General features: G+C 48.1%; 4 protein-coding genes and 1 pseudogene. 3 read left to right on the top strand and 2 right to left on the bottom strand.

What is annotated here, in order from left to right:
- On the bottom strand, positions 1-184 hold a 184-nt coding region (locus QZP87_RS05245; RefSeq protein WP_291321869.1), incomplete at its 3' end, for a hypothetical protein.
- Positions 185-788: 604 nt separating this feature from the next.
- On the opposite strand from QZP87_RS05245, the pseudogene QZP87_RS05240 reads away from it, so the two are divergent.
- Positions 789-1,022 (top strand): annotated as a pseudogene (locus QZP87_RS05240) (type II toxin-antitoxin system CcdA family antitoxin).
- A gap of 382 nt (positions 1,023-1,404) precedes the next feature.
- Here the strand turns inward: QZP87_RS05240 and QZP87_RS05235 are convergent.
- On the bottom strand, positions 1,405-2,820 hold the full coding sequence (locus tag QZP87_RS05235) for a hypothetical protein (RefSeq protein WP_291321868.1): 1,416 nt from the start codon (positions 2,818-2,820) through the stop codon (positions 1,405-1,407).
- Positions 2,821-3,537: 717 nt separating this feature from the next.
- On the opposite strand from QZP87_RS05235, the gene QZP87_RS05230 reads away from it, so the two are divergent.
- Together QZP87_RS05230 and QZP87_RS05225 are read left to right on the top strand one after the other, a co-directional pair.
- A complete protein-coding gene (locus QZP87_RS05230; protein ID WP_291321867.1) occupies positions 3,538-3,750 on the top strand; it encodes a hypothetical protein in 213 nt (70 codons plus the stop codon).
- 349 nt (positions 3,751-4,099) lie between these two features.
- Positions 4,100-4,339 (top strand): hypothetical protein (locus QZP87_RS05225; RefSeq protein ID WP_291321866.1); only part of this gene is annotated, 240 nt, incomplete at its 3' end.

Here is a 4,339-nt window from a genome sequence, read left to right as displayed (position 1 = left end):
GAAGCTCCAGGGCGGTCATGCTGCCCAGGGCGCGCGGCATTTGCGTTACCCTGCCGTTTACTGGACCGGCAAGCTGCTGGTAGATGTGCGAGGTTGTTTCGTACAGCCTGCGGTTGCTGCGCACGGTTGCAAACACCAGCAGGCCGGCCAGAGCCGCCACAACAACAGTTACAGCAATCCACATCACAGCCTCCAGAGGTTATGCTTTGCCGGGCATAGCGGATTCCCGGCAAGGGTTTGAAAGAATAGGATTTATTGGTAGTTACTTTACTACAAAACTGCACCCCAGCCAGGGAATATAGTTTGAGTTGCGCTGCAAACAGTCCAGAGGCATCCGGCCACCGAGACTTGTCCTTGTTGTAAAAAAGGAATAGAAAAAGAGCTGTAAAGGCAGAACATGGCTGCCTTTACATATTGCGTTTGACGCGAATTGTAGCGAATTGTAAAGTAAAATCAACTTGTTGTACACAATGGGCAAAGCGCATAATGTCAGGAATTCGGGATTGACTGTTTCCCAATACTGGCAGCGTGCTTCCTATGCCCCCGGGATACAATCTTGACCGTGATGTACCTGTTTTGCGCTTTTAAGGAAAGCAGGGGACAGGCACTCCGGGACCCACTTGAGCATCATTTTGTGCTGAAAATATCTCATTTTTTGGGACAAGTGGGTCCCGGAGAGCCAGTCCCCCTGCCACACTGGCAGCGTGCTTCCTATGCCCCCGGCATACAATCTTGACCGTGGTTTTTTTTAGGACAAAGTGGGTAAATTGTGCGCACAGGAGGCAGGCATGGAAAACACCACCCGGAAACAGCCGGTTAATTTACGCCTCAGGGGCGATCTTTTGCGCAAGGCGCGCTCCAGTAACATCAACCTGTCCCAAACCTTGGAACAAAGCCTGCAAAAGATCCTCAAATAGCAGGATCGTCTGACCTGGATGAAAGAAAACCGGGAGGCCATGGAAGCGGCTAACCGTTATGTGGATGAGCATGGCCTGTGCAGTGATGGCTCCAGGATGTTCTGATGCCTCAGTTCGATGTTTACAAGATGCATCTGCAAAAAGTCGGGGAATGAAAAATTCAGAAATCAACAATCTAGATGCACCTGCAAAAAGTCGAGAAAATGAATAATTCAGAAATAAACAATCTACATAAGTCTTTGTTTTTACTGACATCTGACGTCTGATCTCTGACATCTGTGACTGCAAAAAGTCACTTTTGCAGTCACATCAATCTACATAAATCTTTGATTTTACCGACCTCTGACCTCTGATCTCTGACGTCTGTGACTGCAAAAATGACTTTTTGCAGTCATATCTTACAAGAGCCGGCGCAAGAAAGTCGAGTTACTAAAACACAATAACAACCTTCTGCCCTTTTTGCAGTCACATCTCTGTTGTCGATTGTTTACTTCAGATATTGCAACCATTCTTCAACAGTATGCCAATAATGGTAACGACCTTTGTAGTAATAATAAACAACATTATCGTAGGTTAATATAAATATTTTTTTATCTGGATATTCACGATAGAGCATTGTCTGCTCATAACCGTTATATTCAAGAACAGGCAAGCCGGATGGATAAAACCATTCCGGATATAGATCTTCAGCTGCGTTGAATATCAGTTCTGCTTTCTGTATATCGTTGATGGATGAAACATGCCAGACATGAACTACGGCGGCATTCATTTCTCCGCCAATTCCTCGCTCAACCATAAAGATTCTTTGATTATCCGAATCAAAAGTCATTCCCCCGGCATTCCAGCAGGTCGGTCCCTGCAGATAAAATTCATCCGGCCGCCAGAGAGCATATGGCAATACAGTCCAGGGGTCTCTTTTCCCTGAGGCGATTTCGCCCAGGGCGTGTACGTCGTAAAAAAGGACCTGACGCTCATATGGATTGCAATGATATCCCTGGTAATCATTGCAGGGATCTTGGCATTCTGCGCCTCCGTAACAGTTGCTGCCAAGGCCCTTGTATCCAAGGAGCATAATGGACCGGCTGATGCCGTCATCAACAAAAGCTCCTCCTGTCCAGTTATCACACATGGTAAATCCAGGATAATCACATTCATCAGTGGGACTGATATTTGGTCCGGCGCACCCTGGAAACTTGACCCGGTAGTACAGAAATGGAAGAGCATCCAGATTACCTTCGGGATGGTCGCTGTCCAAGGCATAAAAGGCGAACAGAGTCGGTCCCTGGGATCCTCCATGAGTTGTTACTTCCTGCCCTTCCGCAGGCGTACCTCTGGAGCGTCCTGTGATCAGCCTGCGCCCACCCAAATAATCGTCGGCGTACCATTGGGGTGCGGTGAACAGATATGAACCTGTTTTTCGTCCGTGAAACGGCGTTTCCTCAGGCCCGACGTGAAACATGCCCCTGGCTCCGGACCCGTCCATATTGGCCATCCAAATGGTTGGAAACGAATTTTCTCCAAATACACCCTCCGGGTACCAGAACTCAGCTGCACCGTAAATATTGTCCTTAGTCTGAGTACCAATCCTTGGAAAATATTCGATGTCGCTGACAAAAACATATTCACGGTGAACTTCAGAAACCAGCCCCTGATCATAGTTGACCATCCCACCCATTAGGACGGCCTGAGGGAGATCTTCCCAGTCAGTGCTCATCTCAGGCACGGGAATGGATAGCTGGCCATAATATGCGTAACACTCCCATTCTTCGTTCCAGCAGGATTCAAAGGGATGGTCAGGACTGGAAAGAGCCTCAAATCCTGTTGTTAAAAGGCTGCCTTCGCCTCCGTTGCCCAGGGAATAATAGGAGAGACCCAGCGCTCCCCAGTTAAAATTGTCCGGCAAACGAAATGCGCCAAGGTAAGTCAGATCAGACGGAAATAGCCGTTTGGAATTATTACCTGCAGCATTTGCATACAATTGAACGGACTGACTGTATGCAGGATAAGGCTGTGTCGTGCATGATTTAACAGAATCATAGTGCAGCCTTGCGGAGGGCTCCTGGCTGCCGGCAAAGGCCATAACCAAAACGACCAGCGTGGTGCACATTAAAATGACGCCGGTAATAATTACCAATTTTTTTGTACTGGAATATCTCATGTCATACCTCCCCTTGTAGCAAATAAGTTGAAATTATTGCAGGATAATAATGCAAATGCGGGCTTTGCCCGCAACCCAATAAAGAAAAGAGCTTTTTTGACAGGATTAACCCCAGTTAAACACCCCAGTGGGGACCCCGGTTTAACGCCTGCTCTGCATAGTCCGCAGTCTGCTCAAATCCTGCGGCAATGGTTTTTTCCAGACACGTCGAAGGATTTTGAGCTCAATTACCGGATGATGCCCCCAAGGGTCTCTTTTTCCGTGCAGGGTCGCGGAAAAAGCCTGGTGAATTACTGCTAATACCCCTGCCTGCCCGGTTAAACAACGCTGAAAGCGTTCCAGCTTTGCTGGGTTTAACTGGGTCCTTGCGGGGACTGTCCCAGGTTTCGGATAAGTATCTCTTTACACTTGGGGTTGCGGGCAAACCCCGCCTTAGTCTACCAGGACATTCTGGAAAGATCCATGCAAATCTACAGGCCTTCAGGCGATCAGCCTGCAACTCCCTCAAGCCGCCAGGGAAGTAAATCCTTATTCATAATCCGGTTCAAATCCAGACAACCCTCTCAGACTCAGAAATGCTCAAAATACGGCATAACCTATACACTTTCAGCCATGCTCAATGTGTATAACTTAAGGCTTATTTTGTACATTTCCAGCATGGCTGAAAGTGTATAGGTTATCAGTTTTTGGGGTATTCATTGCTGCCGGGGTATATGAGGATATTTTGTTGCGAGCTGGCCCGGCTGAACTGATCTCCGGCCTGCGGCAATGCCGTAATCATCTTTACACTTCGCGTTTGACGCGATATGTAAACATGATCTTTACATTTCGCGCTTGACGCGAAGTGTAAAGAAACAGGTCATCAAAACTAGCCCCTGGTGTAAAAATAGAATAGAAAAAGAGCTGTAAAGGCAGGCAGGTCTGATCTTGAGTAGGCATGCGGCTTGAACCTCTTGCAGCCCGGCCCTTAAGGCATGGAAATTGGATTGAATTTAAAAAACCAAATGAGATCAGTCCGGTCCCAATGTGGAAATCATTGCTGATATTACTGAAAGCAAGCCGGCCGCCGCTCTGGCCGGCCCTGCCCCTGGTCTTCTGCATGGGACTGATCTACGGGGAATACGGGCTCTTGAGTCCGGATTTCCGGTTCACCCCCCTGATGCTCCTGCAGATGGCCATGCTTTCTTTTCCTTTGTGCCTGTTCACCTTCGGGCTCAATGACATCCACGACCACGCCTCGGACAGCATCAACCCCAGAAAGACG

Origin of the sequence: Desulfonatronospira sp. (genome assembly GCA_003563255.1) — a bacterium.
In the GTDB taxonomy this organism is placed as follows: domain Bacteria; phylum Desulfobacterota; class Desulfovibrionia; order Desulfovibrionales; family Desulfonatronovibrionaceae; genus Desulfonatronospira.
This window is presented reverse-complemented; position numbering and strand designations above follow the sequence as displayed.